The 21,461-nt window shown below is 72.6% G+C and carries 24 protein-coding genes; 15 read left to right on the top strand and 9 right to left on the bottom strand.

Features of this window, described 5'->3' with window-relative positions; all coding sequences use genetic code 11:
• Positions 1 to 40: 40 nt before the first annotated feature.
• A complete protein-coding gene (locus tag ACTEI_RS31570) occupies positions 41 to 709 on the top strand; it encodes an N-acyl homoserine lactonase family protein (RefSeq protein WP_122980976.1) in 669 nt (222 codons plus the stop codon).
• A 521-nt stretch (positions 710 to 1,230) separates the two neighbouring features.
• On the opposite strand, the gene ACTEI_RS31565 is transcribed toward ACTEI_RS31570, so the two are convergent.
• Positions 1,231 to 1,917, bottom strand: coding sequence for an IclR family transcriptional regulator (locus tag ACTEI_RS31565; protein WP_071807642.1), 687 nt, complete (start codon positions 1,915 to 1,917; stop codon positions 1,231 to 1,233).
• 49 nt (positions 1,918 to 1,966) lie between these two features.
• Between ACTEI_RS31565 and leuC the strand changes: the two genes are divergently transcribed.
• The 4 genes from leuC to ACTEI_RS31545 all read left to right on the top strand — a co-directional run bounded on the left by leuC (position 1,967) and on the right by ACTEI_RS31545 (position 5,472).
• The gene (leuC, locus tag ACTEI_RS31560; RefSeq protein ID WP_122980975.1) at positions 1,967 to 3,421 is read left to right on the top strand and encodes a 3-isopropylmalate dehydratase large subunit; all 1,455 of its coding nucleotides are present in this window, start codon (positions 1,967 to 1,969) and stop codon (positions 3,419 to 3,421) included.
• A gap of 19 nt (positions 3,422 to 3,440) precedes the next feature.
• Complete coding sequence (leuD, locus tag ACTEI_RS31555; RefSeq protein WP_122980974.1) at positions 3,441 to 4,031, top strand: 3-isopropylmalate dehydratase small subunit; 591 nt, start codon at positions 3,441 to 3,443, stop codon at positions 4,029 to 4,031.
• 161 nt (positions 4,032 to 4,192) lie between these two features.
• Positions 4,193 to 4,963, top strand: a complete 771-nt coding sequence (locus ACTEI_RS31550; RefSeq protein ID WP_122980973.1) for an HU family DNA-binding protein — start codon at positions 4,193 to 4,195, stop codon at positions 4,961 to 4,963.
• Positions 4,964 to 5,052: 89 nt separating this feature from the next.
• Positions 5,053 to 5,472 (top strand): hypothetical protein, encoded by a 420-nt coding sequence (locus ACTEI_RS31545; RefSeq protein ID WP_122980972.1) that lies wholly within the window; start codon positions 5,053 to 5,055, stop codon positions 5,470 to 5,472.
• On the opposite strand, the gene ACTEI_RS31540 is transcribed toward ACTEI_RS31545, so the two are convergent.
• Genes ACTEI_RS31540 through cofC form a run of 4 tightly spaced genes read right to left on the bottom strand, consistent with a single transcriptional unit; the run spans position 5,429 to position 9,479 of the window.
• Complete coding sequence (locus ACTEI_RS31540; RefSeq protein ID WP_122980971.1) at positions 5,429 to 6,307, bottom strand: NUDIX hydrolase; 879 nt, start codon at positions 6,305 to 6,307, stop codon at positions 5,429 to 5,431. The genes ACTEI_RS31545 and ACTEI_RS31540 overlap by 44 nt on opposite strands.
• Entirely contained in the window at positions 6,307 to 8,580 is a 2,274-nt protein-coding gene (locus tag ACTEI_RS31535) for an RNA degradosome polyphosphate kinase (protein WP_122980970.1), read from the bottom strand. The genes ACTEI_RS31540 and ACTEI_RS31535 overlap by 1 nt, the downstream gene beginning before the upstream one ends.
• Before the next feature lie 55 nt (positions 8,581 to 8,635).
• Positions 8,636 to 8,833 (bottom strand): cold-shock protein, encoded by a 198-nt coding sequence (locus ACTEI_RS31530; RefSeq protein WP_122980969.1) that lies wholly within the window; start codon positions 8,831 to 8,833, stop codon positions 8,636 to 8,638.
• 10 nt (positions 8,834 to 8,843) lie between these two features.
• Positions 8,844 to 9,479 (bottom strand): 2-phospho-L-lactate guanylyltransferase, encoded by a 636-nt coding sequence (gene cofC, locus ACTEI_RS31525; protein ID WP_122982529.1) that lies wholly within the window; start codon positions 9,477 to 9,479, stop codon positions 8,844 to 8,846.
• A gap of 136 nt (positions 9,480 to 9,615) precedes the next feature.
• Between cofC and ACTEI_RS31520 the strand changes: the two genes are divergently transcribed.
• Genes ACTEI_RS31520 through ACTEI_RS31505 form a run of 4 tightly spaced genes read left to right on the top strand, consistent with a single transcriptional unit; the run spans position 9,616 to position 12,786 of the window.
• Positions 9,616 to 10,341, top strand: coding sequence for a lysophospholipid acyltransferase family protein (locus ACTEI_RS31520; protein WP_122980968.1), 726 nt, complete (start codon positions 9,616 to 9,618; stop codon positions 10,339 to 10,341).
• The gene (locus ACTEI_RS31515; RefSeq protein ID WP_122980967.1) at positions 10,338 to 11,330 is read left to right on the top strand and encodes an NAD(P)H-dependent glycerol-3-phosphate dehydrogenase; all 993 of its coding nucleotides are present in this window, start codon (positions 10,338 to 10,340) and stop codon (positions 11,328 to 11,330) included. The genes ACTEI_RS31520 and ACTEI_RS31515 overlap by 4 nt, the downstream gene beginning before the upstream one ends.
• Positions 11,327 to 12,430: a cystathionine gamma-lyase gene (locus ACTEI_RS31510; protein ID WP_122980966.1), complete on the top strand. Its 1,104-nt coding sequence runs from the start codon at positions 11,327 to 11,329 to the stop codon at positions 12,428 to 12,430. The genes ACTEI_RS31515 and ACTEI_RS31510 overlap by 4 nt, the downstream gene beginning before the upstream one ends.
• Positions 12,427 to 12,786 (top strand): hypothetical protein, encoded by a 360-nt coding sequence (locus tag ACTEI_RS31505; protein ID WP_122980965.1) that lies wholly within the window; start codon positions 12,427 to 12,429, stop codon positions 12,784 to 12,786. The genes ACTEI_RS31510 and ACTEI_RS31505 overlap by 4 nt, the downstream gene beginning before the upstream one ends.
• A gap of 98 nt (positions 12,787 to 12,884) precedes the next feature.
• On the opposite strand, the gene ACTEI_RS31500 is transcribed toward ACTEI_RS31505, so the two are convergent.
• Positions 12,885 to 13,331: a hypothetical protein gene (locus ACTEI_RS31500; protein WP_122980964.1), complete on the bottom strand. Its 447-nt coding sequence runs from the start codon at positions 13,329 to 13,331 to the stop codon at positions 12,885 to 12,887.
• Between the two features lie 110 nt (positions 13,332 to 13,441).
• Here ACTEI_RS31500 and ACTEI_RS31495 point away from each other — a divergent pair, with 110 nt between their 5' ends.
• Positions 13,442 to 14,536, top strand: a complete 1,095-nt coding sequence (locus ACTEI_RS31495; protein WP_122980963.1) for a D-alanine--D-alanine ligase family protein — start codon at positions 13,442 to 13,444, stop codon at positions 14,534 to 14,536.
• A gap of 5 nt (positions 14,537 to 14,541) precedes the next feature.
• On the opposite strand, the gene ACTEI_RS31490 is transcribed toward ACTEI_RS31495, so the two are convergent.
• Both ACTEI_RS31490 and ACTEI_RS31485 read right to left on the bottom strand, forming a co-directional pair.
• Positions 14,542 to 15,195, bottom strand: a complete 654-nt coding sequence (locus ACTEI_RS31490; RefSeq protein ID WP_122980962.1) for a DUF3515 family protein — start codon at positions 15,193 to 15,195, stop codon at positions 14,542 to 14,544.
• Positions 15,196 to 15,197: 2 nt separating this feature from the next.
• A complete protein-coding gene (locus ACTEI_RS31485) occupies positions 15,198 to 15,431 on the bottom strand; it encodes an Lrp/AsnC family transcriptional regulator (RefSeq protein WP_122982528.1) in 234 nt (77 codons plus the stop codon).
• Positions 15,432 to 15,530: 99 nt separating this feature from the next.
• Here ACTEI_RS31485 and ACTEI_RS31480 point away from each other — a divergent pair, with 99 nt between their 5' ends.
• Positions 15,531 to 16,469 (top strand): thiamine-phosphate kinase, encoded by a 939-nt coding sequence (locus ACTEI_RS31480; protein ID WP_122980961.1) that lies wholly within the window; start codon positions 15,531 to 15,533, stop codon positions 16,467 to 16,469.
• Between the two features lie 14 nt (positions 16,470 to 16,483).
• Entirely contained in the window at positions 16,484 to 16,948 is a 465-nt protein-coding gene (locus tag ACTEI_RS31475) for a GNAT family N-acetyltransferase (RefSeq protein WP_122980960.1), read from the top strand.
• A 58-nt stretch (positions 16,949 to 17,006) separates the two neighbouring features.
• On the opposite strand, the gene rpmB is transcribed toward ACTEI_RS31475, so the two are convergent.
• The gene (rpmB, locus tag ACTEI_RS31470) at positions 17,007 to 17,198 is read right to left on the bottom strand and encodes a 50S ribosomal protein L28 (RefSeq protein ID WP_122980959.1); all 192 of its coding nucleotides are present in this window, start codon (positions 17,196 to 17,198) and stop codon (positions 17,007 to 17,009) included.
• A gap of 157 nt (positions 17,199 to 17,355) precedes the next feature.
• Between rpmB and ACTEI_RS31465 the strand changes: the two genes are divergently transcribed.
• The 3 genes from ACTEI_RS31465 to ACTEI_RS31455 are packed head-to-tail and all read left to right on the top strand — an operon-like array spanning position 17,356 to position 21,451.
• Positions 17,356 to 18,933 (top strand): DAK2 domain-containing protein, encoded by a 1,578-nt coding sequence (locus ACTEI_RS31465; RefSeq protein WP_122980958.1) that lies wholly within the window; start codon positions 17,356 to 17,358, stop codon positions 18,931 to 18,933.
• Positions 18,930 to 21,119: an ATP-dependent DNA helicase RecG gene (recG, locus tag ACTEI_RS31460; protein WP_122980957.1), complete on the top strand. Its 2,190-nt coding sequence runs from the start codon at positions 18,930 to 18,932 to the stop codon at positions 21,117 to 21,119. The genes ACTEI_RS31465 and recG overlap by 4 nt, the downstream gene beginning before the upstream one ends.
• On the top strand, positions 21,116 to 21,451 hold the full coding sequence (locus ACTEI_RS31455) for a DUF952 domain-containing protein (protein WP_122980956.1): 336 nt from the start codon (positions 21,116 to 21,118) through the stop codon (positions 21,449 to 21,451). The genes recG and ACTEI_RS31455 overlap by 4 nt, the downstream gene beginning before the upstream one ends.
• Positions 21,452 to 21,461 lie beyond the last annotated feature (10 nt).

Here is a 21,461-nt window from a genome sequence, read left to right as displayed (position 1 = left end):
TTCAGGCGAGAAACGCGGTTCCGGTGGGGATACTGCGGCGATGACCGATATCGCTGTTCAGCGCATCGACTACGGGTACTTCGTCCGCCCGGCCGAGGAGACCGGCACCGGCGTGCCCCGCGTCGAGCCCGCCCTCGGCTACCTGATCAGTCATCCCGCCGGCCGGATTCTGGTCGACACCGGCATGGGGCACGCGCCCGGTGTCGATGCCCACTATCAACCGCACCGGGTCCCGCTGGGCGAGGCGCTCGCGGCCGTCGGCAGCAACATCGACGATATCCAGTACGTCATCAACTGCCACCTGCACTTCGACCACTGCGGCGGCAATGCGGACCTGGCCGGTGTGCCGGTCTTCACCCAGCGCGCCGAGCTCGCCCTCGCCCGGACCTCCGAGGAGTACCTCGCCTCCCTGGTCGACCATCCCGGCGCCGTCCTGCAGGAACTCGACGGTGAGACCGAGATCCTGCCCGGCGTGCTGGTCGTGCCCACCCCCGGACACACCGCCGGCCACCAGTCCGTGGTGTTCACCACCGGCGACGGCACCGTGGTCGTGGCCGGTCAGAGCCACGACCACGCCACCGCGTTCACCGGCGACGTCCTCGGTCGCCGCGCCGGGGTCGGGGTGCTCCCGGCCTGGTTGGACCGCCTGCTGTCGCTGGACCCGCGCCGCGTCCTGTTCGCCCACGACAACGCGGTCTGGACTCCCTGAGCTCGGCGCGGCGCCCGACACTCGCCCGTCGGGCGGCGCTTCCCGTCACCGAATCCCACCCCGCCCGTGGGCGCGCCGCGGTCAGCGGTACCTATGGCACGCGCTGCCGCGCTGCCGCGCCCCGCCGCCCGCTGTCGGTAGGTGGGGGGCCCTTGGCTGCTGCGCAGTGCCAGCCTCGGATAGACAGATGCCGCAAAATCAGACGCGCCCGATGGCGCGGGAGCGGCCATCGGGCGCGGTAAGAGCGCGGACGGGACGTCGCTGGCCGGGCATCGCTGGCCAGGCATACGTCGGCTGGCACGGGTGGTGACCCCGGACCGGCGGTCCTGGAGACCTGCCGGGCCGGACAGCCGCCGAGCCCCGAGAAAGCTGCCGGACCGGGGAGAACTGCCGGTCCCGAAGGGTGGCCTTGCCTGGAAACCTGCCAGGCCCGGAGAGCTGCCGGGCCCGAAGGGTGGTCGGGTCTGGAGAGCTGCCGGGCCCGAAGGGTGGTCGGGCCGGGAGGGCGGCCTGGTGGCGCGCTACAGGCCGGAGAGGCGCTGACCGGCGCGGACGACCGCCATGGCGTGGCGCTCGCCGGGGCGGCGGCCGAGGCGTTCGATCGGACCGCTTATCGAGATGGCGGCGATCACCCGTCCGGTCCGGTCGCGGATCGGGGCGGAGACGCTGGCCACACCCGGCTCGCGTTCGGCGACGCTCTGTGCCCAGCCGCGGCGGCGCACCTCGGCGAGGGTGCGGCCGGTGAACTTGCAGCGGGGCAGGAGCGGCATGACCGCTTCGGGGGGCTCCCAGGCGAGCAGGATCTGGGCGGCCGAGCCGGCCACCATCGGCAGCACCGAGCCGACCGGGACGGTGTCCCGCAGGCCGCTGGCCCGCTCCGCCGCGGCGACGCAGATCCGCTCGTCCGCGCGGCGCAGGTAGAGCTGGGCGCTCTCCCCGGTGGCGTCCCGCAATGCGGAAAGCAGGGGTTCGGCGGCGGTCAGCAGAACGTCCGGTGCGGCGTTCGCCAGCTCGCCGAGACGAGGTCCGGGGCGCCATCTTCCTTGAGTGTCCCGGACCAGCATCCGATGGATCTCCAGGGCCTGGGCCAGGCGATGCGCGGTCGCCCGGGGAAGCTTGGTGCGCTCGACTAACTCGGCCAGGCTGGCGCCGTCGACACATGCGGCGAGGATGACAACCGCCTTGTCGAGAACGCCTACACCGCTCATACTGTGTCCCACAAGCCGAAACATACATTCCAGAATTTAGGATGTCCAGATGGTGGGAGTCACTCCCCAGAGCGGGAAACCCAGGACCCTGGCCGAGAAGGTCTGGGATGACCACGTGGTGCGCACGGCCGAGGGTGAGCCCGACCTGCTCTTCATCGACCTGCACCTGCTGCACGAGGTCACCAGTCCGCAGGCGTTCGACGGTCTGCGGATGGCCGGCCGACGCGTGCGCCGGACCGACCTCACGCTCGCGACGGAGGACCACAACACCCCGACCGGGTACGCGGATCCCTCGTTCAACACCCGCCGCGGTGAGCTGCTGACCATCGCGGACACGGTCTCCCGCACCCAGATCGAGACGCTGCGGAAGAACTGCGCCGAGTTCGGGGTGGAGATCCGCCCGCTCGGTGACGTGAACCAGGGCATCGTGCACGTGATCGGTCCGCAGCTCGGCCTCACCCAGCCGGGCATGACGATCGTCTGCGGCGACTCGCACACCGCGACCCACGGCGCGTTCGGCGCGCTGGCCTTCGGTATCGGCACCAGCGAGGTCGAGCACGTGCTCGCGACCCAGACGCTGCCGCAGTCGAAGCCGAAGACGATGGCCGTCACGGTCGTCGGCGAGCTGCGGCCGGGCGTGAGCGCGAAGGACCTGATCCTCGCGCTGATCACGCAGACCGGCACCGGCGGCGGCAACGGCCACATCGTGGAGTACCGCGGTGAGGCGATCCGCAAGCTCTCCATGGAGGGCCGGATGACGATCTGCAACATGTCGATCGAGTGGGGCGCCAAGGCCGGCATGATCGCGCCGGACGAGACCACGTTCGACTACCTCTCCGGCCGTAAGCACGCGCCGCGGGGCGCGGACTGGGACGCCGCGGTCGCGTACTGGAAGACCCTCGCCACCGACGAGGGCGCCGAGTACGACACCGAGATCATCCTGGACGCCTCGAAGATCAGCCCGTTCATCACCTGGGGCACCAACCCGGGCCAGGGCGCCGCGCTCGACGGTGTGGTGCCGGACCCGCAGGACTTCCTGGACGAGGTGGAGCGGGGCGCCGCCGAGCGCGCGCTGGCGTACATGGGGCTGACCCCGGGCACGCCGTTCCGCGACGTCCCGGTGGACGTGGTGTTCGTCGGCTCGTGCACCAATGGCCGGCTGGAGGACCTGCGTGCCGCGGCCGACGTGATCCGCGGCCGCAAGGTCGCCGACGGGGTCCGGATGATGATCGTCCCGGGCTCGTACCAGGTGCGCGAGCAGGCCGAGGCCGAGGGCCTGGACAAGATTTTCATCGACGCGGGCGCCGAGTGGCGGTTCGCCGGCTGCTCGATGTGCCTCGGCATGAACCCGGACACGCTCAGCCCCGGGCAGCGCGCGGCGTCGACCTCCAACCGCAACTTCGAGGGCCGGCAGGGCAAGGGTGGCCGTACCCACCTGGTCTCGCCGCAGGTCGCCGCCGCCACCGCGGTGGTCGGCAAGCTGGCCGCTCCGGCCGACCTCTGATCAGGGGGAGAAGGTAGTCATGGACAAGTTCGTCACCCACCTCGGCAAGATCATGCCGCTGCGCCGCTCCGATGTGGACACCGACCAGATCATCCCGGCGGTCTACCTGAAGCGGGTCACCCGGACCGGCTTCGAGGACGGCCTGTTCAGCGCCTGGCGTGAGGACCCGGGCTTCGTGCTGCACAACCCGGCCCACGCCGGCGCGACCATTCTGGTGGCCGGGCCGAACTTCGGCACCGGCTCGTCCCGGCAGCACGCGGTCTGGGCGCTGCGCGACTGGGGCTTCAAGGTCGTGATCGCGGCCCGGTTCGGCGACATCTTCCGGGGCAACGCGCTCAAGGAGGGCCTGCTCCCGGTGCAGCTGGACCAGAAGGTGGTGGAAAGCCTCTGGGACCTCGCCGAGAGCGAGCCGCAGAAGCGGATAACCGTCGATCTGGCCGAACGCGTGGTGCGCGTGGACGACGCGGCCTACCCGTTCCCCATCGACGATTTCAGCCGTTGGCGCCTCATGGAGGGGCTTGACGACATCGGACTGACGTTGCGCCACGAGGACGCCATTACCGCGTACGAGAAGGGCCGCCCGGCTTTCAAGCCGGTCGTCGTTTCTTAGGCTTCGCCGTTGAATTCGCCCCCGTCGGGTCGCCGACGGGGGCGAATTTCGTTGGGACACAACGGATTTTTGCCACCAATGTTTGTGTCTCCAGGTCACAGGGCATACCGTGCGCGCAGAATGGCCTGCGACGGGCCAGTTCTCACGTCCGGGAGGAAACCGTGAACAAGGCCGAGCTCATTGAGGCGCTCGCCGTCAAGCTGGGCGACAAGAAGACGGCGACGATTGCGCTGGACGCGTTCATCAGTGAGGTGCAGAACGCCGTCGCCAAGGGTGACAAGGTCTCCCTCACCGGCTTCGGATCCTGGGAGAAGCGCACGCGCAATGCGCGCACGGCGCGGAATCCGCGAACCGGCGAGCCGGTGAAGGTCAAGAAGACGTCGGTTGCCGCATTCCGGCCCGGCAACACCTTCCGGGAACTCGTGGCCAGCGGGAAGCCGGCCAAGGCGGCCACGGCCAAGAAGACCGCCACGACCGGGGCGGCCGCGAAGAAGAGCGCGGCCACCGCGGCCAAGAGCACGGCCACCGCGGGCAAGAAGGCGGCGGCCACCTCCAAGGCGGCGGCGCCGGCGAAGACCACCGCGACCAAGAAGTCCGCGGCCACCAAGGCGGCGCCGGCGAAGAACACCGCCACGAAGGCCACCGCCGCCAAGAACACCACCGCCGCCACGAAGAACACCACCGCCGCCACCAAGAACACGGCCGCCAAGAAGACGACCACGACCTCGGCGGCGGCGAAGAAGACCACGGCCACCGCCACCAAGAAGAGCACGGCCACGAAGACCACCGCGGCGGCGAACAAGAAGAGCACCACGGCCAAGGCCGCGCCGGCGAAGAAGAGCACCCGCAAGAACGCCGCCCCGGCCGCCGCGCCGGCCCGGGCCAAGGGCGCGGCGACGGCGCGGGCCGCGTCGAACCGCAAGGCGCGCTGAGCAAGAGGTAGCGACGAGGCGTCCACCCGTACGGTGGACGCCTTTTCGTTCCGCGCGGGCGGACCGCCCGGCGGTTCTAGCGTCCGGGCATGGGACGCGGACCGAGAGGCCTGGTCGCCCGCGCGAGCATCGCCGCCGCCCTGTTCGCGATGGCGGTCGTGCCCGGGTGGACCCTCGGCGACCTGGCCGAGCGGGCGACCGGACGGCCGGCGCTGGACTGGTTGATCACCTGCGGCTGGTGCGGCCTGGCGGTGGCCGGCTACGCCCCCCGGACCTCCTACCGTGCCCGGGACGGGCTGGCCGGCGCGATCCCGCTCTACGGCTGGTACCTGGCCGGGGTGCTGAGCTGGCGCGCCGCCCTGCTGCCCTACCGGGACTGGGAGCCGCGCCGGGACGAGCTGTGGCGGGCCCGCTGGCTCACCGGCGACCTGGTCGGGTTCTGGCGGGCCGACCAGGTCGCCGCGGTCACCAGTGCGACGACCCGAGCAGCCTCTCGCCGGACCAGGTGAGCAGCCAGCCCTCGCCCTTGCGGGTGTGGTACCGCGCCGGGTCCGCGTCGCCGTTCAGCAGCGCCAGCAGGGGCGGCATCACCTTGCCCTGGCTGCACACCACCACCCGGCCCGCGTCGCGCACCTCGGCCAGCCGGGCGCGGGCCGCGGCGAGCCGGGCGGGCAGGTCGGACATCGGCTCCGGTTCGGCGAACGCGTTGTCCACCACGATCGGCATCCGGGTCGCCGTGGCCAGCGGTTGCAGGGTCTGCGTGCAGCGCAGCGGGGTGGCCGCGATCAGCCGTCGCGGGCCGAACGTGGCCAGTCGCTGCGCGACCCGTTCGGCCTGCCGGCGCCCCTTCGGGCTGAGCGGGCGCAGCGAGTCCGGACCGGACCAGTGCTTGCGTTCACCGGCGTGCGCGTGCCGGACCAGCGCCACCACCGACGTGATCGGCGGCAGGGCGGCCACCACGTCCAGCAGCGGCCGCTCGTCCGGATAGGTCAGCCGCCCGGCGGCCTCCGGCAGCGGCAGCCAGGCCAGCGCGTCCACCTCGGCGGTGTCGTGCACCGGGCCGGCGCCGGCGGCGCGCATCAGCCAGAACCGCACCGTCTTCGGCCGCCCGTCCGGCAGCCGGTACGCCACCTCGGGCAGCTCGAACTCCGGCATACCCGCGACACCGGTCTCCTCGGTCACCTCCCGGACCGCGGCGGCCAGCGCCGGCTCGTCGCCGGAGATCTTGCCCTTGGGCAGGCTCCAGTCGTCGTACCGGGGGCGGTGCACCAGGCAGATCTCGGGCACACCGCCCGGGCCGGGGCGGTACAGGACCCCGCCCGCGGCGTGTACCGGTTCGGGCATCAGCTCCCCTTGCCGATGACCCGCCGCAGCAGCGCCTCCTGCAGGTGGACCTGCGGCTTGCCGGGCTTGCCCACGTTGCGGTGCCACACGCCGTCACCGTCGAGGTCCCAGCCCTCGGTCTCGTCGGCCATGGACAGCTCCAGGACGTTGCGCATCTCCTCGCGCGCCGACGGCAGGGTCACCTTGACCAGGGCCTCCACCCGGCGGTCCAGGTTGCGGTGCATCAGGTCGGCCGAGCCCATCCAGTACTCGGCGTCGTCGCCGGCGCCGAACCGGAAGATCCGGGAGTGTTCCAGGAACCGGCCGACGATCGAACGGACCCGGATGTTCTCCGACAGGCCGGGCACGCCCGGGCGCACCGCGCACATCCCGCGGATCACCAGGTCGATCTTCACGCCGTCCTGCGAGGCGCGGTAGAGCGCGTCCGTGGTCTCCTCGTCGACCAGCGAGTTCACCTTGAACTGCACCAGCGCCTCGCCGCCGGCCCGAGCGATCCGGGCCTGCTCCTCGAGCCGCTCCAGCAGGCCCCGGCGCACCCCGTGCGGGGCCACCAGCAGCCGCCGGTACGTGGTCTGGCGGCTGTACCCGGTGAGCACGTTGAACAGGTCGGTGACGTCCGCGCCCACCTCGGGGTCGGCGGTCAGCATGCCGAAGTCCTCGTAGAGCCGGGCGGTCTTGGGGTGGTAGTTGCCGGTGCCGATGTGGCAGTACCGCCGCAGCTGGTTGCCCTCCTGGCGGACCACCAGCGCGGTCTTGCAGTGCGTCTTGAGCCCGACCAGGCCGTAGACCACGTGGCAGCCGGCCCGCTCCAGGGTGCGCGCCCAGGCGATGTTGGCCACCTCGTCGAACCGGGCCTTCACCTCGACCAGCACCACCACCTGCTTGCCGGCGGCGGCCGCGTCGACCAGGGCGTCCACGATCGGCGAGTCACCCGACGTGCGGTAGAGCGTCTGCTTGATCGCCAGCACGTGCGGGTCGGCGGCGGCCTGCTCGATGAACCGCTGCACGCTCGTCGAGAACGAGTGGTACGGGTGGTGCACCAGGATGTCCGACTCGCGCAGCCGGTTGAACACGCTGCGCGGCACCTCGCCGTCGGCCAGCTGCGGATGGGTGGCCGGGACGAACGGGCGGTCCTTCAGATCGTCCCGGTCGCACTCGCCGAAGACCTGCCACAGCCCGGAGAGGTCGAGCAGCCCGGGCACCCGCAGCACGTCGTGACTGTCCATGTCGAGCTCACGGACCAGCAGGTCCAGCACGTGGTCGCTGATCGAGGCGGCCACCTCCAGCCGGACCGGCGGGCCGAACCGGCGCTGCGCCAGCTCCCGTTCCAGCGCCTGCAACAGGTCCTCGTCGCGGTCCTCGTCGACCTCCAGCTCGGCGTTGCGGGTGACCCGGAACGCGTGCGTCTCCAGGATCTGCATACCCGGGAAGAGCTGGTCGAGATGGTTGGCGATCAGCTCCTCGATGGGCAGGAAGCGCACCCCGCGACTGTCGTTCTGCACGGTCACGAAGCGGGACACGTTGTTCGGCACCTTGATCCGGGCGAACAGCTCCGGGTTGTCGCCGTCCGGGTAGCGCAGCGCCACCGCGAGGTTCAGCGAGCGGCTGGAGATGTACGGGAACGGGTGCGCCGGGTCCACCGCGAGCGGGGTGAGCACCGGGAACACCTTCTCCCGGAAGAACGTGCGCAGCCGGCCCTGCTCCGGCGCGTCCAGCTCCTTCCAGCTGACCAGCTCGATGCCCTCGGCGGCCAGTTTCGGCCGGACCTCGTCGGCGAAGCAGGCGGCGTGCCGGGTGACCAGGTCGGCCGTACGCTCGGTGATCATCTCGATCTGGTGTCGCAGCGGGGAGCGGTCCCCGCCGCGGACCGGCAGGCCGGCGCTCAACCGGCGCTTCAGGCCGGCCACCCGGACCATGTAGAACTCGTCGAGATTGCTGGCGAAGATGGCCAGGAATTTCGCCCGCTCCAGCAGCGGGGTGCCCGGGTCCTCGGCCAGGGCCAGCACCCGCGCGTTGAAATCGAGCCAGGACAGCTCCCGGTTCAGGAAACGGTCGTCGGGAAGGTGGTAATCCTGGGCGGGATCGGTCTCCGCCGGGCTCTTCGCCACCTCGGTGCTGTCCACCGCCACCTCCACCACGGGCGCCACCGGATCGGTCCGGACCGGATCGGCATTCGGTTCAGTCACATCGACGGCGTCGGCGGGCGCGGGCCGGGCAAGGAAGCGACCGTTCGGGGCACGCCGACGGCTCTCGGGGGTCCGGGGCGGGTTCATGGGTCCATCATTGCCGCTTCCCGCGGAACGTGAAACGAACTACCGGATGATCAACTCAGACGATGCCAGGAATTAACACGCGGCATACCCGCCCGTCCGGTTCCGCTTCGATCGAGACGCGTTGCCCCAGTCGCAGCAGGCGCAGCCCGGACCGGGCGAACGCCTCCGCCCCGAAGGCCAGTTCAGAGCCGTCGTCGAGCAGCAGCGTGCCGCTGCGGGTGCCCGCGTCGAAGGTGGCGATGGTGCCCTGCATGGTGCAGACGCTACCCGGCGCAGCCGGCCGGCGCGCAGGCCCGGCTGAGTCCGAGATCACGCAGCAGCGCGCCGGTCCGCTCGCCGGCCCCCAGACCGAGCACCGCGTGCAGGTCCGCGGCGGTGTCCACGTCCTGTCGCAGGCCCGGCCAGTCCCCGGTCAGGGCGGTCGCCCCGGAGGCGCGGTGCGCGGCCGCCGAGTGCGGCCCGAAGCGCGGGTCGAGCGGCTGCGCCGGAGGCACGGCGAGCAGCACGGTGCCGGTGCCGGCGGCATCCGGCACGAAACCGCGGCCGTGCACGGCGCGAAGCGCCGCGTCCAGCTGCTCCGGCCGCAACGCGGGCAGGTCACCGGTCAGCACCGCGCGGTGCGCGGCCGGCCCGGCCACCTCGTCCGCGCCGAACCGCAGCGCCGCGTTGAGCCCGGCGCCGGGATCCGGCGCCACCTCGGCGCCCAGTCCGCGTACGGCCTCGGCCACCACCGGGTCCGAGGTCACCACGATCAGCCCGGCGACCGTCGTGGCGGCCAGCACCGCGGCCACGGTGTCGCACACCATCGCCAGCGCCAGCTCCGGATGCCGTTCCACCGGCACCGCGCCCCGCAGCCGGCTCTTGGCCGCGTCCAGCCGCTTCACCGGGATCACCGTCATCCACTTCCGCACCACCCAGCCAGTCTGCCTGAGGTGTCCGGCAATACCCCTGCCTGGTACGGCGGGCTGGGACGGGGCATGATTTCGTCGCAGGTGAACGGGCGACGAGGTCGCCTATCGAGGGACGGGGGATGCCGTGGCGCAGCACAGGCTCGGGTTCTGGCAGCGTTTCGCGGTGATGCTGGTGGTGCCCCTCATGACGGTCTGGACCAGACGGACCTGGCTGCGGATGGAGAAGCTTCCGCAGTCCGGTGGTGTGATCCTCGTCCCGAACCACGTCTCGCACTTCGACCCGCTGGTCGTCGCGCACTACATCTACCGGGCTGGCCGCTGGCCCCGGTTCCTCGGCAAGGCCAGCCTCTGGCGGGTGCCGATCATCGGGCCGCTGCTGGTCCGCACCCGACAGGTGCCGGTCGAGCGGGGCAGCGTGGAAGCGGTCAAGTCACTGGAGACGCTGGTCGCCGCGCTGCGGGAGGGCGGCGCCGTGGTGATCTACCCGGAGGGCACCACGACCCGGCACCCCGACCTGTGGCCGATGCGCGGCAAGACCGGCGCGGCGCGGCTCGCCCTGCTCACCGGGGCGCCGGTGGTGCCGATCGCGAACTGGGGCGCACAGCGGGTGTTCGACCCGCGTACCAACAAGCTGAAGTTCACCCGGGCGGCCGTGACCGTCACCACCGGGGACCCGGTCGACCTGAGCCGCTGGGCCGGGGCGGAGCCGTCCCGCGCGGTCCTCGAGGAGATGACCGAGAAGATCATGCTGGACATCCGGGACCTGCTCGGCACGATCCGCGACGGCGAACCGCCGGCGCTCTACGCACGGCCCGCGCGGCGGGCCTCGACCTCGGAGGACGCGTCATGAGGGTGGCCGTCATCGGATCCGGAGCCTGGGGCACGGCGTTCGCCAAGGTGCTCGGCGACGCCGGCTCGGACGTGACCATACGGGCCCGGCGGGAGGCGGTGGCCGCGGAGATCCGGGACCAGCACGGCAACGAGGGCTCGCTGCCCGGGGTACGGCTGTCCAAGCGGGTCACCGCCACCACCGAGTTGGCCGAGGCGGTCGACGGCGCGGAGCTGATCGCCATCGCGGTGCCGTCCCAGACGCTGCGCGGCAACCTCGCCGACTGGGCCGGCTCGTTCCCGCCGGACGCCACGGTCATCTCCCTGATGAAGGGCATCGAGCTGGGCACGCTCAAGCGGATGAGCGAGGTGATCGTGGAGACCGCCGGGGTCGCGGCGGAGCGGGTGGTGGTGGTCTCCGGCCCCAACCTGGCCCCCGAGATCGCCGCGGAGCAGCCCACCGCGACCGTGGTGGCGTGCACCGACGAGGACCGCGCCCGCCAGGTGCAGCACGCCCTGGCCACGCCGTACTTCCGGCCGTACACCAGCGACGACGTGCTCGGCTGCGAGCTCGGCGGCGCGGTGAAGAACGTGATCGCGCTGGCCTACGGGATGGCCTCGGCGATCGGGCTCGGGGACAACACCAAGGCGTCGCTGATCACCCGCGGCCTGGCCGAGACCTCCCGCCTCGGGGTGGCCCTCGGCGCCGACCCGCTCACCTTCGCCGGCCTGGCCGGCCTCGGCGACCTGGTCGCCTCCTGCTCCTCCCGGCTGTCGCGCAACCGCACGTTCGGCGAGCACCTGGGCCGTGGCGAGAGCCTGGAACAGGCGCAGGCGGCCACCCGGCAGACCGCCGAGGGCGTCAAGAGCTGCCTGTCCATCCGCGACCTGGCTCGCCTGCACGGCGTCGAGATGCCGATCGTCGAGCAGGTGGAGAAGGTCTGCCACGAGGGCGCGGACCCCCGGGTCGCGGTCAAACTGTTGATGACACGAGAGATGAAACCCGAGTGACCTATTCAGACGGCACCCGATCGGTGCACGCCGGCCTGCCCGCCCCCGTGGTCGGCGAGCCGTTCCTGCCCGGGCCGGTCTTCGCCGCGCCGTACCACCTGGACCCGGTGACCGGGCCGGGGGAGAACGGCTACGCCCGGACCGAGCACCCCACCCGCGAGGCCCTGGAGGCCGCCATCGGCGAGCTGGAGGGCGGCCCGGCGCTGGCCTTCGCCAGCGGCCAGGCGGCCGTCACGGCGATGCTGCTGGCGCTGGTCAAGGCCGGCGACCGGGTCGCGCTGCCCGGCGACGGCTATTTCCCGGTACGTGCGTTCGCCCGCGGCGCGCTCGCCGACCTGGGCGTCTCGACGGTGCTGGTGCCCACCGCCGGGCCGTACCCGGACTTCACCGGGCTGCGGCTGGTGATGCTGGAGACCCCGGCCAACCCCGGTCTGGACGTCGCCGACATCCAGGCGCTGGCCGACGCCGCGCACGCCGCCGGAGCGCTGCTGGCGGTGGACAACACCGCGGCCACACCGCTCGGGCAGACCCCGCTCGCGCTGGGCGCGGACCTGGTCGTGGCGTCCGGCACCAAGGCCCTGACCGGGCACTCCGACCTGCTGCTCGGCTACGTGGCGGCGCGCGACCCGCAGCTGCTGGCCCGGGTGGCGGACTGGCGCAAGCTGACCGGGGGCGTGCCCGGCGCGTTCGACTGCTGGCTGGCGCACCGTTCGATCGCCACCATGGACCTGCGGCTGGCCCGGCAGAGCCAGAACGCGGCGGCGCTCGCCGAACTGCTGGCCGGGCGCTCCGACGTGACCGGGGTGCGCTGGCCGGGGCTGCCGTCCGACCCGTCGTACCCGGTGGCCAGCCGGCAGATGCGCCGGATCCCCGGCATCGTCGCGTTCGACCTCGGCAGCGCCGAGCGGGTGGCCCGGTTCCTGCAGGCGGCCCGGCTGGTCTTCGCGGCCACCTCGTTCGGCGGCGTGCACACCACGGCCGACCGGCGCGCCCAGTTCGGCGACGACACGGCGCCCGGCTTCGTGCGGTTCTCCTGCGGCATCGAGGACACCGCCGACCTGATCGCGGACGTGACGCAGGCGCTGGACGCCTCGAGGTGAGCTCGTGGAGCAGCTTCAGCGGGGACGAGGTGGCGGCGCTCACCCAGGGTGAGAGCTTCTTCGCCGCGCCCGGGGAGCGGGACTGCCCGGCGTGCGGTGCGCGGCGGCTGCGGGCGTACTTCACCACACCGGCGAACGCCCGCCGCCCCACCCTGGTCAGTTATGTCTGGTGCTCCGGCTGCGACAAGTTCGTCGGCACCCGGGCCCGGCTGCCCGAGGGGCTGGTCTTCGCCGACCCGCTCGCCGCGCTGAGTGCCGGCGAGCGCCGGGCGCTGGAGGCCAGCCTGACCGGCTTCCTGGCCCATCTGGACGGCCTCTGGGACGCCGGCGTCCTGCCGCAGACGTTCGCCGCCTGACGCGGATCGGGCGGGGCGTCGCGCCGGGGCCGGCACGGGGCTGGGGCCGGGAGGCCTGCGGACGGGGCTGCGAGGTCGTAGCCGAAGGGTCCGGTCTTTCAGCGGGCGACGAAGTCGTGCAGCCAGTCCTGCGGGACCGGTCGGCCGACGGTGACGCCGGTCCGGCGCAACGCCTCACCCGGACGGATGCCGAGCAGGGTCAGCGTCATCGTGGCGAGCAGGGTCGTCCGGCCGAGCTCGGCGGCGGACTGGGTGACCACGAAACGGCCGGACCGGACCTCCTGCGCGAGCCGGGTGGCCAGGGCGACCATCTCGGTGGCCTCCCGGCTCGTCGCCGGGTCGTCCGGATCCGGGTAGGTGATCAGCTCGATTCCGGAGCTCTCCGGCGTGCTGGGCCGGTGCCGCGCGCCGCAGACCAGGATCTGGACGCCGGCGCGGGCCAGCGCGGCCATCTCCGGCGGCGTCCACGGCTGGTCACCCGGGTGGGCGATGGTCGCCAACTGCCCCGGGCCCGGACCCGCGATCACGTGGAGTGCTGGTCCCATGAACTGTTCGTCCCCCTCCGGGCCTGGTAGTGGTTGCGACAATGACCTAGTCGGCTTACGCAGAGTAGGGTCACCGCCGGCATGACCGCTAGCGAGAGGTCCGGAGAAGAGTGACGACCCTGCGGAGGATCCGTGTCGCGGTCGTGTTCGGCGGGCGCAGCACCGAGCATGCCATCTCCTGTGTGAGCGCGGGGTCCATCCTGGCCGCGCTCGACCCGGAGCGGTACGAAGCGGTCCCGGTCGGCATCACCCGGGAGGGTCGCTGGGTTCTCGCCGCGGGTGATCCGTCCCGGTTCGCCATCAACGGCCGTGAGCTGCCGGAGATCACCAGCGGCTCGGGCGCCGCGGTGGTGCTGGCGGCTGACCCGACCGCGACCGAGCTGACCGTGCGTGACGCCGCCGCCGGCGTGTCCGGGCTCGCCGGGGTGGACGTGGTCTTCCCGGTGCTGCACGGGGCCTACGGCGAGGACGGCACCATCCAGGGGATGCTGGAGATGGCCGGGATCCCGTACGTGGGCGCCAACGTCTTCGCCTCGGCGGCCGCCATGGACAAGGAGTTCACCAAGAAGCTGGCGACGGCCGAGGGCATCCCGGTCGGGCCCTACGCGGTGCTGCGGGCCGGTGTCCCGCTCTCCGGGGCGGACCGGGAGCGGCTCGGGCTGCCGGTCTTCGTCAAGCCGTCGCGGGCCGGCTCGTCCAGCGGCATCACCAAGGTCACCGACTGGGCCGACCTGGAGGCGGCGGTGGCCACGGCCCGGCAGATCGACCCGAAGGTGCTGGTCGAGACGGCGATCGTGGGGCGGGAGATCGAGTGCGGGGTGCTGGAGTCGGAGGCCGGTGGCCCGCCGGAGGCGTCGCTGCTCGCCGAGATCCACATGGACGACGCCGACTGGTACGACTTCGAGACGAAATACCTGATCGGCACCCGGTACACCATCCCGGCCGAGCTGTCGCCCGAGCTGACCGGGCGGATCCAGGAGTACGCCCGGCGGACCTTCACCACGCTCGACTGCGCCGGGCTGGCCCGCGTCGACTTCTTCGTCACCGCGGACGGCCGGGTGTACCTGAACGAGATCAACACCATGCCCGGCATGACGCCGACCTCGATGTTCCCGCAGATGTGGGCGGTCACCGGGCTGGCGTACCCGAAGGTGCTGGACCGGCTGATCCGCACCGCGCTGCGCCGCGGCACCGGTCTGCACTAGGGCGGTCAGGGGAAGCAGCCGCTGGGCACGCCCTCGGTGATCGACTTGTCGGTCTCGACGACCACGTCGGAGAACTCGTTGGCCCACTGTGCCCGCTTGTCGTACGCCGCCGGCACCACCACCTGCACCGGGACCTCGCGATCCATCGTGGTGAAGACGGTGCGGTCGGCGCCGTCCGCGTAGTGCCAGCAGACCCGGTTCATCAGCAGCAGGTCGGCGGCCAGCGGCACGCAGCCGGCGGACGTGTCGTCCACGCTCGTGCACATCCGCGGCTGCGGCACGCCGCAGGACACGGTGATCGGCGGCTCGCCGTACGCCGCGTTCTGCTCCGGGCCGGCGCTGACCTTGCGGGCCGGCAGATTGCGGATCTGGTTGGGCAGCTGCGAGGTCACCGCGAGGCAGACCTGGGCCGCCCGCTCGGTGAGCCTCGGCGCGGCGACCTCGACCGCCGTGCTGGGCACGGCGACCGGGCCGGTAGCGGTGGGCGCCGGGTCGGCCTCCGGCGTCACCTTGTCGATCTGCAGGAACGCGACGAGACCCACGATGATCACCACCGGGACGGCCACCGCGGTAGCCCAGATGGCGGCGATCCGCGTGGTGTCGTCCGGCTTGACGTCCCCTTCTTCCGGGGCGTTCTTCGGGGTGTCGACGTCGACCATGCTCAGAGGTTTACCACGGAGCAGGTGAGCGTCCGGGTGATGCCCGGCACGTACTGGACCTTGCTCACAATCAGGCTGCCGAGCTCGTCCACGGTGTGTGCCTCGGTCAGCACCACGACGTCGTACGGCCCGGTCACCGCGTCGACGCGCACCACTCCCGGTATTTTCTGGATCGCTGCGGCCACGTCACGGGCCTTCCCGACCTCCGTTTGAATGAGGATGTATGCCTGGACCACGATCCGACTCCTATCCGCCACCGCGTCGGTGATCCCCGGTCGTGAAACTACCGTACGAAGCGGCCCGGCAGCGGGACGCCACCATCGAAGGACTTGGACGTGAGCATCGCAGAGTCCGGTGAATTCGGATTGATAGGTCGAATCGTATCTCGACTCGACACCGGTTCGGCCACCCTGCTGGGGCCGGGCGACGACGCCGCCGTGGTGCGCGCGGCCGACGGCCGGGTGGTCGCCTCCACCGACGTGCTGGTCGAGGGCCGGCACTTCCGGCGGGACTGGTGCGGCCCGGCCGATGTCGGGCACCGCGCCGCCGCCGCCAACCTGGCCGACATCGCCGCCATGGGGGCCACCCCCACCGCGCTGCTGGTCGCGCTCTGCGTGCCCGCCGGCCTGGAGGCGGACTGGGCCGAGGGCCTGGCCGACGGGCTGACCGCCGAGGCCGCGCTGTGCGGGGCCGGCGTGGTCGGCGGGGACACGTCGGGCGGCCCGACGCTCACCGTCGCGGTCACCGCGCTGGGCGACCTGGGCGGGCGCGACCCGGTACGCCGCAACGGCGCCCATCCGGGCGACATCCTCGCCCTGGCCGGCCGGATCGGGTACGCCGCGGCCGGCTACACCGTGCTGTCGCGGGGCTTCCGGACGCCGAAGATGCTGGTCGAGGCGTACCGGCGGCCCCAGGTGCGGTACGCGGCCGGACCCGAGGCGGCCCGGCTCGGCGCCACCTCGATGATCGACGTCTCGGACGGGCTGCTGCAGGACGTCGGGCACCTGGCCACGGCCAGCCTGGTCGGGATCGACGTCCGGTCGGACGCCTTCGAGGTGCCCGATCAGATGCGGGACGCGGCCAAGGCGCTCGGGGTGGACCCGTACCAGTGGGTGCTGGCCGGCGGCGACGACCACCCGCTGGCGGCGACGTTCCCGCCCGGGACCCGGCTGCCGGACGGCTGGCGGGAGATCGGGACGGTGCACGACGGCTCCGGCGTCACCGTCGACCGCAAGCCCTGGAGCGGTCCGTTGGGCTGGGACCACTTCCGCTGACCTACGCTGGGCGCGTGGTTGAGATCAAGATCAGGTCGGCCCGCTTCGACGAGCCGGTGGTGGCGGAGCTGGTCGCGGAGAACATGCGCGACCTCTCCGAGCGGTACGGCGGCAGTGGCGACGACACCCCGATCGCCGCGGCCGACTTCCTCCCGCCGGACGGCGCGTTCTTCGTGGCCGTACGGGTCGGCGACGACCGTCCGGTGGGCAGCGCCGGGTGGCGCCGGCACGGCGGCGACGCCGAGCTGAAACGGATGTTCACCCGGCCCGCGGCGCGCGGGCGGGGGGTGGCCCGGCGGCTGCTGGCCGCGATCGAGGAGTCGGCCCGGGCGGCCGGGTGCGAGCGGGTCATCCTGGAGACCGGCGACCGGCAGCCCGAGGCGATCGCCCTCTACGAGTCCGCGGGGTACGAGCGGATCGAGGACTTCGGGTACTACCGGGGCCATGCCGGCGTGCTGTCGTACGCCAAGAAGCTCTGACCGACGCGAAAAGCCGCCGAGTCGACGACTCGGCGGCTCCCCGGAAAGCCGGATCAGCTCAGGCGCGCGTGACCTTGCCCGCCTTGATGCAGGAGGTGCAGACCTTCAGCTTCTTGGTGGTCCCGCCACCGGCCGGGGTCCGCACCGACTGGATGTTCGGGTTCCAGCGGCGGTTGGTCCGCCGGTGCGAGAAGGACACGTTGTGGCCGAAGCCCGGTCCCTTGCCACAGACGTCACACACGCTAGCCACGGGATACTCCTGGGTTTGAAGCGAGAACTTGAAGGCGCCCAGGGAGACTCGCCCAGGCAACCCGGCGAGCTTACCCGATCGGCGGGCCGGACAGCCAATCGCCCCCGGTCACGGTGCGTACCCAGCGATTGTCGGGGGTGGTTAGTACGATTTTCGCGTGCTGGAGACCCTCGATGCCGCTGCTGTGCACCGCTGGTGCGACGGCGGGCTGGAGGCGCTCCGGGCCCACCAGCGCGAGATCGACGACCTGAACGTCTACCCGGTCCCGGACGGCGACACCGGCACCAACCTGGTGCTCACCCTCTCCGCCGCCCGGGAGGCGCTGGAGTCGGCGTTGCACGAGGAGCCACGCACCCCGCTCGGCCGGCTGATGGCCCGGATGGCGCGCGGCGCCCTGCTCGGCGCCCGGGGCAACTCCGGCGTGATCGTCTCGCAGATCCTGCGCGGCATGGCCGACTCGTTCGCCAGCGCGGTCGCGGTCCGCGGCGCCGAGCTGGCCCGGGCCCTGCGGGAGGCCACCGACGCGGCGTACGCCGCGGTCGCCCGCCCGGTGGAGGGCACCGTGCTGTCCGTGGTGGCCGCCGCCGCCGAGGGCGCCGGCCGGATCAGGTCCGACAACCTGGTCGCCGTCGCCCGGGCCGCGGCGCGGGCCGCGGCCGAGGCGCTCGACCGGACGCCGCAGCAGCTGCCGGTGCTGGCCCAGGCCGGCGTGGTCGATGCCGGCGGCCGGGGCCTGTGCCTGCTGCTGGACGCGCTGGTCGATGCCGTGGAGGAGACCGCCTCCGGGCCGCCGGTCCCGCGGCCGGCGGTGTCCCCGGTCGCGGCGCACGAGCCCGGCGACTGCTCCGGCCAGGGCTACGAGGTGCAGTATCTGCTGGAGGCCGAGCCGGAGGCGGTGGAGCGGCTGCGCGCCGTGCTGGCCGGCCTGGGCGACTCCCTGGTCGTGGTCGGCGACCCGCCCACGTGGAACGTGCACGTCCACGTCACCGCCACGGCGATCGGCCCGGCGGTCGAGGCGGGTGTCGAGGCCGGTCGGCCGCACCGGATCCGGGTCACCCCGCTGACCGGGAAACGGTCCGGCGCCGGCGCGCGGGGCGCGGTGGTGGTCGCCGCCGGTGACGGGCTCACCGCGCTGTTCGAGGCGGAGGGCGCGGTGGTGGTGGGCCGCAACCCGTCCACCGCCGAGATGCTGGCCGCGGTGCACGCCTGCGGGGCCGAGGCGGTGGTGCTGCTGCCCAACGACGCGAACACGCACGCCGTGGCGGTCTCCGCGGCCCGCGAGGCGGAGGCGGCCGGGCTGCACGTCAGCGTGGTGCCCACCCGTTCCCCGGTGCAGGCGCTGGCCGCCCTCGCGGTGCGCGACCACGGCCGCCCGTTCGCCGACGACGTGATCGCCATGGCCGAGGCCGCCGGCGCCTGCCGGTACGGCGAGGTCTGCACCGCCCAGCGCGACGCCCTCACCGTCGCCGGCCCGTGCCGGGCCGGTGACCTGCTCGGCCTGGTCGACGGCGAGGTGCACGTGATCGGCGCCGACCTGACCGAGGTGAGCCACCGCCTGCTCGACCGGATGCTCGGCGGTGGCGGCGAGCTGGTCACCCTGGTCCTCGGCGCGGACGCCCCGCCCGATCTGGCGGACGACCTGCGCGGTCACGTGCACCGCACCTGGCCGTTCATCGAGTTGCAGTGCTACGCCGGCGGCCAGCCCCGTTACCACCTGCTGGCAGGAGTGGAATGACCACCACCGACACCCCGCTGACCAAGGTGCTCGGCGCCAAGACCGCGAAGGCCCTGGCGCAACACCTCGATCTGCACACCGCCGGCGACCTGATCTACCACTTCCCCCGGCGGTACGACGAGCGTGGCGAGCACACCGACCTGCGGCAGCTGCAGGTGGGTGAGCAGGTCACCGTGCTGGCCCAGGTCCAGGGGATCGGTGTGAAACCGATGCGGGCGCGCAAGGGCAACATGCTGGAGGTGACCATCGGGGACGGCTCCGGCGCCACGCTGACCTGCACGTTCTTCAACCAGGCGTGGCGGGAGCGGGAGCTGACCCGCGGCCGGTGGGGGCTGTTCGCCGGCAAGGTGACCGAGTTCCGCGGCAAACGGCAGCTCAACGGCCCGGCCTACCAGCTGCTCAAGGCGGACGCGACGCAGGACGAGGCGGCCGAGGAGATCGAGGAGTTCGCCGGCGCGCTGATCCCGGTCTACCCGGCGGCCCAGGCGGTGCCGACCTGGGTGATCGCCAAGTGCGTGCGGACCCTGCTGGACACCTTCGAGCCGCCCCCGGACCCGATGCCCGCGCCGGTGCGGGCGAAACGGAACCTGGTCGGCATCGGCACCGCGCTGCGGGAGATCCACCGGCCGAGTTCGGACGCCGCGCTGTATTCCGCGAAGCACCGGCTGAAGTGGGACGAGGCGTTCGCGGTGCAGCTCACCCTGGCGCAGCGCCGGGCCCGGGCGGCGGCCGCGCCGGGCACCGCCCGCCCCCGCCGCGACGACGGCCTGCTGGCGAGGTTCGACGCCGGTCTGCCCTACGAGCTGACCGAGGGACAGCGCCAGGTGGGTGAGGAGATCGCCGCCGATCTGGCCCGGGCACACCCGATGCACCGGCTGCTGCAGGGCGAGGTGGGTTCCGGCAAGACGCTGGTCTCGGTGCGCGCGATGCTGCAGGTGGTGGACGCCGGTGGCCAGGCCGCGCTGCTGGCGCCCACCGAGGTGCTGGCCACCCAGCACTTCCGCGGGATCAGCGCCCAGCTGGGCGCCCTGGGCCGGGCCGGTGAGCTGGACGGCGACCCGCTGGGCACGCAGCTGACCCTGGTCACCGGCTCGCTCGGGGCGGCGGCCCGGCGCGCCGCGCTGGCCAAGGTCGCCGACGGCAGCGCCGGCATCGTGGTGGGCACCCATGCCCTGCTGTACGAGGGGGTCGAGTTCGCCGATCTGGGCCTGGTGGTGGTGGACGAGCAGCACCGGTTCGGCGTGGAACAGCGCGACGCGCTGCGCGCCAAGGCGGCCCGCCCGCCGCACGTGCTGGTGATGACCGCGACCCCGATCCCGCGCACGGTCGCCATGACCGTCTACGGCGACCTGGAGACCTCCGTGCTCTCCCAGCTGCCGCGCGGCCGTTCGCCGATCGCCTCGCACGTGGTCCCGGCGCTGGAGAAGCCGGCCTATCTGGACCGGGCCTGGAAACGGGTGCGCGAGGAGGTGCAGGCCGGCCACCAGGCGTACGTGGTGTGTCCGCGGATCGGTGACGGTCCGGAGGCCGACGACGGCGACGCGCCCCCGCCGGAGACCGAGTCGGCCCGGCGCCCGCCGCTGGCCGTGACCGAGGTGCTGCCGGCGCTGCGCGACCACCACCTCAAGGGCCTGCGGATCGACATGCTGCACGGCCGGATGCCGCCCGAGGAGAAGGACGCGGTGATGCGCCGGTTCGCCGCCGGTGAGCTGGACGTGCTGGTGGCGACCACGGTGATCGAGGTCGGGGTGGACGTGCCGAACTCCACCGTCATGATCATCATGGACGCCGACCGGTTCGGTGTGTCCCAGTTGCACCAGTTGCGTGGCCGGGTGGGCCGGGGCTCCGCGCCCGGTGTCTGCCTGCTGCACACCGAGGCGGTGGAGGGCTCGGCGGCGCGTGAGCGCCTCGACGCGGTGGCCTCCACGACCGACGGTTTCAAGCTCTCCGAGATCGACCTGGAGCAGCGGCGCGAGGGTGACGTGCTGGGCGCTTCGCAGTCCGGCAAGCACTCGCACCTGCGGCTGCTCTCGCTGCTGCGTGACGAGAAACTGATCAAGGAGGCCCGCGCGGAGGCGGCCGAGCTGGTCGGCGACGATCCCGACCTGTCCCGGCACCCCGCGCTGGCCGCCTCGGTGGCCGCACTGGTCGACGAGGACCGCGCCGAGTACCTGGAGAAGGGATGATCCTGCACCTGTGCCCGCGTGACGTGTGGGCGTCGGTTTCCGATCACTACACGGGCGACACGCTCGCCACCGAGGGCTTCATCCACTGCTCCGATCCGGACTGGGTGCACGTCCCGGCGACGCTGCGGTTCCGCGGGCGCACCGACCTGGTGCTCCTGGAGATCGACGAGGCCCGGGTGGACGTACCGGTGATCTGGGAGGACGGCAGCCCGCCGGACCCTTCGGGCCGGCAGTTCCCGCATGTGTACGGTCCGCTGCCGGTCGCCGCCGTGGTGGCCGTCCACGACTACCGGCCGCTGCCGGACGGGTCCTTCCCGCCGTACCGGAAATGACAAGCGCGCC

Source organism: Actinoplanes teichomyceticus ATCC 31121, assembly GCF_003711105.1.
Classification (GTDB): Bacteria; Actinomycetota; Actinomycetes; order Mycobacteriales; family Micromonosporaceae; genus Actinoplanes; species Actinoplanes teichomyceticus.
The sequence above is the reverse complement of the archived record's forward strand: the minus strand, read 5'-3'. Positions and strand labels throughout refer to the sequence as shown.